Origin of the sequence: Microbacterium sp. Leaf351 (assembly GCF_001423825.1) — a bacterium.
GTDB classification, from domain to species: domain Bacteria; phylum Actinomycetota; class Actinomycetes; order Actinomycetales; family Microbacteriaceae; genus Microbacterium; species Microbacterium ginsengisoli.
This window is the reverse complement of record NZ_LMPK01000033.1, coordinates 90,739-95,631: the sequence shown is the minus strand read 5'-3', so window position 1 is coordinate 95,631 and position 4,893 is coordinate 90,739. Positions and strand designations below refer to the sequence as shown.

Annotated in this window: 6 protein-coding genes and 1 pseudogene; 4 read left to right on the top strand and 3 right to left on the bottom strand. The window is 71.1% G+C overall.

All coding sequences use genetic code 11. From position 1 onward, the window contains the following. Together ASG00_RS17840 and ASG00_RS08780 are read left to right on the top strand one after the other, a co-directional pair. Positions 1-1,142: class I tRNA ligase family protein (locus tag ASG00_RS17840; RefSeq protein ID WP_235559459.1), on the top strand; the 1,142-nt coding region annotated here is incomplete at its 5' end. Beyond that, positions 1,142-1,390 carry a hypothetical protein gene (locus ASG00_RS08780; protein ID WP_045248372.1) on the top strand — a complete coding sequence of 83 codons (249 nt, stop codon included), beginning with the start codon at positions 1,142-1,144 and terminating at the stop codon, positions 1,388-1,390. The genes ASG00_RS17840 and ASG00_RS08780, both read left to right, overlap by 1 nt. On the opposite strand, the gene ASG00_RS08775 is transcribed toward ASG00_RS08780, so the two are convergent. Genes ASG00_RS08775 through ASG00_RS08765 form a run of 3 tightly spaced genes read right to left on the bottom strand, consistent with a single transcriptional unit; the run spans position 1,363 to position 3,453 of the window. Beyond that, positions 1,363-2,637 carry an MFS transporter gene (locus ASG00_RS08775; RefSeq protein ID WP_056208676.1) on the bottom strand — a complete coding sequence of 425 codons (1,275 nt, stop codon included), beginning with the start codon at positions 2,635-2,637 and terminating at the stop codon, positions 1,363-1,365. The two genes, ASG00_RS08780 and ASG00_RS08775, sit on opposite strands and share 28 nt — an antisense overlap. Then, the gene (locus tag ASG00_RS08770) at positions 2,634-2,852 is read right to left on the bottom strand and encodes a hypothetical protein (RefSeq protein WP_045248374.1); all 219 of its coding nucleotides are present in this window, start codon (positions 2,850-2,852) and stop codon (positions 2,634-2,636) included. The genes ASG00_RS08775 and ASG00_RS08770 overlap by 4 nt, the downstream gene beginning before the upstream one ends. A 1-nt stretch (position 2,853) precedes the next feature. After that, positions 2,854-3,453: a winged helix-turn-helix domain-containing protein gene (locus tag ASG00_RS08765; protein WP_045248375.1), complete on the bottom strand. Its 600-nt coding sequence runs from the start codon at positions 3,451-3,453 to the stop codon at positions 2,854-2,856. 108 nt (positions 3,454-3,561) lie between these two features. Between ASG00_RS08765 and ASG00_RS08760 the strand changes: the two genes are divergently transcribed. Then, complete coding sequence (locus ASG00_RS08760) at positions 3,562-4,236, top strand: SDR family NAD(P)-dependent oxidoreductase (RefSeq protein WP_056208673.1); 675 nt, start codon at positions 3,562-3,564, stop codon at positions 4,234-4,236. Between the two features lie 32 nt (positions 4,237-4,268). After that, a pseudogene (locus ASG00_RS17835) lies at positions 4,269-4,893 on the top strand (M3 family metallopeptidase); the annotation flags it as partial.

The window sequence follows — 4,893 nt, the reverse complement described above, 5'->3', positions numbered from 1 at the left end:
CCCCCGACCTCGGTCAGCTGCCCGTCGATCCGACCATTGACGTGCCCGCGGGCTTCGACCCCTCGCAGCGCGGCGTGCCGGGCGGCTTCGACGGCGAGCAGGACATCTTCGACACCTGGGCGACGTCGTCGCTCACCCCGCAGCTCGCCGGCGGCTGGGCGCGCGACGAGGAGCTCTGGGGCCTCGTCGCCCCGTTCGATCTGCGCCCGCAGGGTCAGGACATCATCCGCACCTGGCTCTTCTCGACGATGCTGCGGAGCGTCTTGCAGGACGGCCGGGCGCCCTGGTCGGATGCCGCGATCTCCGGCTTCATCGTCGACCCCGACCGCAAGAAGATGTCGAAGTCGAAGGGCAACGTCGTCACGCCCGCGGACATCCTCGATGCCCACGGCTCCGACGCCGTGCGCTACTGGGCGGCGTCGAGCCGCCTCGGCACCGATGCCGCGTTCGACCCGCAGAACCCGACGCAGGTGAAGATCGGCCGTCGCCTCGCGATCAAGCTGCTCAACGCGGCGAAGTTCGTGCTGACCTTCCCGGTGCCGGAGGGCGCCGCGGTGACGCACGACCTCGACCGCAGCATGCTCGCGACCCTCGACACGGTCGTCGCCGAGGCGACGCGCGCGTTCGAGGGCTACGACCACGCCCGGGCGCTCGAGCTGACCGAGTCGTTCTTCTGGACGTTCTGCGACGACTACCTCGAGCTCGTCAAGGAGCGCGCCTACGACCAGACCGACGTGGGTCAGGCGTCCGCCGCGCTCGCGCTGCGCCTGGCGCTGTCGACGCTCGTGCGACTGCTCGCGCCGGTGCTGTCGTTCGCGGCGGAGGAGACCTGGTCGTGGTTCGAAGAGGGGTCTGTGCATCACGCCGCGTGGCCCGCCCCGCTGGGTCTCGAGGGCGACCCCCGCGTGCTCACGACCGTCGGTGACGCGCTCATCGGCGTGCGCCGCGCGAAGACCGAGGCCAAGGCCTCGCAGAAGACGCCGGTCACGCGTCTCGTCATCGCGGCGCCCCCCGCACAGATCGCACTCCTGCGATCCGCCGAGGGGGACCTCCGCGCCGTCGGCCGCATCGCCGAGATCGACTACGTCGAGGGCGACGCGCTGACAGTCGAGTCGATCGAGCTCGAGACGGCGGACGCCTGATGCAGCTCGGCACGCGGTGGACGGCGGGCGACACGCCCCCGTCGGCCGTGCCCGCCGTGCTGCACGACGCGATCGCCTCGGTGGAGAGAGCGCTGCCCGCCGACCCCCTCGGTCAGCCGCGTCCGCGATGGACACTCACCTGGCTCGAGCGTCGGCCGATCGCCGAACTCGACACGGGAGTGATCGTGACGGTGGATGCCGCGGGCTCACCCGTGGTGCGTCACGACGCCGACGACGAGTTCGCCTGATCCGCCGCCGCGTAGGCGCGCGGTGTTCCCCGCACGAGCAGCCGTGAGGCGCTGAGAGCGACGATAAGCGTGAGGGCGCCCGCGCTCGTGAACGGCAGCCGGAGGTCGGATCGCGCCACGAGCCCGCCAAGCAGCGTCGCCACCGGGAAGACGCCCCACGTGACGGTGCGGATGATGCCGAGCGCGCGACCGAACAGGTGCGCGGGGATGAGGTGCTGCCGCAGCGCTCCCCACGGCACGTTCCACACCGACACCGCGAACGCCATGACCGCGTAGGACGCGATCGCGGTGACGACGTCGGGAGCGAGACCCACCGCGACGAGGGACACGGCGACGACGACGTTCGCGAAGAGCAGCACCGGGCCGCGGCCGAGGAGACGCACCAGAGGCGCCGCGACGAACGACCCCACGAGGGCGCCGAGCCCGATCCCCGCCGTGACGAAGCCGATCGCCGCAGGCGTGACGTGCTGCACCTCGAGGAAGTAGAGGATCGTGGGCGCCTGGGCGAAGCTCAGGAGCGCTCCCACCACGGACGTGAACAGCACCACCGCACGCAGGTAGCGGTGTTGCCAGAGGTAGCGCAGCGCGGGGCGGGCGCCGTGAACGGGCACGGATGCCGCGGCATCCGTCTGCTCGTCGGTCTGCCGCGAGACGGCCAGCGACGGCAGCAGCAGGGCCAGGGCGATCGGAACCAGATAGCCGATCGCGCCCACCCAGAGCGGCAGGGCGATGGACAGGCCGAACAGCAGACCTCCGATGGGCGTGGCGATGAAGTTGTCGATCGTCACCTGGGACGCCTGCAGCCAGCCGTTGGCGCTGTCGAACCGCTCGCGAGGGACGATCGCAGGAACGGCGGCGTTGACGGCGTTCTCGAACAGGGTCTCGCCGATGCCGAACGCAAGGGTGCCGATCAGCAGCGTCCACACCGAGATCGCGCCGGATGCCACGAGGGCCCCGAGCCACACCGCGGCACCGAGCCGCAGCGTGTTGGCGACGGCCATGATGCGCCGCCGATCGAAGCGGTCGACGATGACGCCGGCAGGAATGCCGAACACGAGCCACGGCACGAACGCGAGAGCGCCGAGGATCGCGATGACGAACGGGTCGGTCGTCAGGGTGGTGGCGATGAGCGGCACCGCGGTGCGACCGACGCCGTCGGCGATGTTGCTGAAGGCGGTGGCTGTCCAGAGCGTGCGGAACGGGCGGCCGAGCGGCGGTGCCGCCGGCCTGATCGCTGTGGTGGTCATGACCGCGGCAGCAGTCCGAGCTGACGCGCTGCGGTGCCGGTGCTGCGCTGTGCGACGTAGGCGTCGAGACGCGCCGCCCGCTCATCGGCGCACGCGCGGCGGCGGTGGATGTCGTCGGCGGCTCGTTCGAGCAGGCGGGCGAGCACCCGCAGCAGCCGCTCATCGGCGGAGCGGGTGGTGGTGCGGGCTTCGGGGGGAGCCGTCAGGAGGGTCATCTCATCGTCCCTTCTCGGGGAGGGCGAACACATCGGCGTGCACCGTCACGGGCACGACGCCCTCGCCGCGCTGGTCCTTGTATCGGTCGACGGCGCCGTCTATGACGGCCTGGAGCTGGGCGACGACGTCGGCCGCCTGCACGGCTGTGAGGTGGATGGTCGCGGTCGTGATCATCGCGCTGTCGTCCCACACGCCGTTCTCGCGCAGGCTCGCCCCCACGTAGTCCATGAGCTGCTGGTGACGCCGGTTGAGGAACTCCGTCAGCACGACCTGAGTCGCCGCGCGGCCCGCGGGGGTCTTCACCGCCTCGGGGCTGCCGATCTGCACGCCGCCGCGAGGCCGTTCCCACCAGCGCTCGCGCGCGGTTCCCTGACCTTCGACCTCTCGAATGAGGTCATGCTTCGCGAGTGCGCGCAGGTGATAGCTGGTGGCGCCGGAGGACTCCCCCGTCATCGCCGCGAGGGTGCTCGCCGTCTGCGGGCCGTATTGCGAGATCAGATCGTAGATCTCGACCCGCAACGGGTGAGCGAGGGCCCGAAGTGCGCCGCCGTCGAGCACCCGCTGTTCGCGGGTCGTCGGGAGCGGGATCTCGTTCGTCATATCGCAAAGATATCTTTGCACGTGTTACTTTGCAAACGTTGCTTTGCATCGACGCATCCGGACACTCGGGCAGGGCGCTCGGCACACCACGCGACGTACGATCGAGGAATGGATCTCGGCATCACCGACCGCGTGGCCCTCGTCGTCGGCGGCACCGGCTACCTCGGGCGTCACATCGCCACGACCCTCGCCGCGGAGGGCGCCGTGGTCGTCACCGCCGGCCGATCGGGTGGCGATGTCACGATCGACGGCCAGGATGAGGCATCCGTCGTCGCCGGCGTCGACGAGGTGATCGCCCGGCACGGGCGGATCGACATCCTGGTGGTCACCGCCGCGCCCGCGGCGCAGACCCTCGACCCGGCGGACGCGTTCTCCCCCGCGGCCGTCGCGGCCGCGGTCGATGCCAAGTCGCTCGTCTTCCTGCGGCTCGCGAACGCGGTACTCCCGCACATGCGCGCCCGCGGGTCCGGCCGCATCATCGGCATCGCCGGGCAGCTTGCCCGCTCGTCCACGAGCGTCGTCGCGTCGGTGCGCAACGCCGCCCTGATCCTCGCGGCGAAGGCCCTCGCCGACAGCGTGGCCGGCACCGGCATCACCGTCAACGTCGTCAACCCCGGCAACGTGTTCGACGACGACCACCCGGTGCCCGCGGTCGGTCCCGGGCCCTCGACTCCGGAGCAGATCGCCGCCCTCGTCGCCTACCTCTCCTCGGAACCCGCGGCCGCCGTCTCTGGCGCGTCGATCGCCGCCGGACACACGTTCCGCGGCGTGTCGACCCTCTGAATCGACGCGATGCCGCGGCGTAGGCTGGCGGGATGAGCACGACGTCCCGCCATCCCCTTCTCGATCGTTCCGTGCTGCCGTACGAGCTGCCGGACTACGCCGCGATCGCCGTCACGGACTACCTGCCGGCATTCGACGCGGGATTCGCGCAGCAGCGCGCCGAGGTCGCCGCCATCACCGCGAACCCCGAGCCGCCGACCTTCGAGAACACGCTCGAGGCCCTCGAGCGCAGCGGCGACCTGCTCGGCCGCGTCTCGCGCACGTTCTACACGGTGAGCTCCGCCGACGGCACGCCCGAGATCCAGGAGATCGAGGAGACCGTCGCCCCGCTGAACTCGGCGCACTCCGACGCGATCACCCTCGATCCCGCGCTCTTCGCGCGGGTGGCCGCACTCTACGAGGCCCGCGACGACCTCGACCTCACCCCGGAGCAGCGCTACCTCGTCGAACGGCGCTACACGGTGATGTCGCACGCCGGCGCGGGGCTCGACGACGACGCCAAGCAGACCCTTCGCGATCTCAACGCCCGCCTGTCGGTCTTGACGACCACGTTCGAGCGCCATCTGCTGGCCGACACCAACGAGCTCGCCCTGCACGTGACGGATGCCGCAGACCTCGCCGGTCTCGCCGACAGTGACCTCGCCGCCGCGGCCCGGG

Excerpts from the sequence above, each read along its gene's own strand:
- ASG00_RS08780 (WP_045248372.1), top strand. The coding sequence starts at position 1,142 with ATGCAGCTCGGCACGCGGTGGACGGCGGGCGACACGCCCCCGTCGGCC.
- ASG00_RS08775 (WP_056208676.1), bottom strand. The coding sequence starts at position 2,637 with ATGACCACCACAGCGATCAGGCCGGCGGCACCGCCGCTCGGCCGCCCG.
- ASG00_RS08770 (WP_045248374.1), bottom strand. The coding sequence starts at position 2,852 with ATGACCCTCCTGACGGCTCCCCCCGAAGCCCGCACCACCACCCGCTCC.
- ASG00_RS08765 (WP_045248375.1), bottom strand. The coding sequence starts at position 3,453 with ATGACGAACGAGATCCCGCTCCCGACGACCCGCGAACAGCGGGTGCTC.
- ASG00_RS08760 (WP_056208673.1), top strand. The coding sequence starts at position 3,562 with ATGGATCTCGGCATCACCGACCGCGTGGCCCTCGTCGTCGGCGGCACC.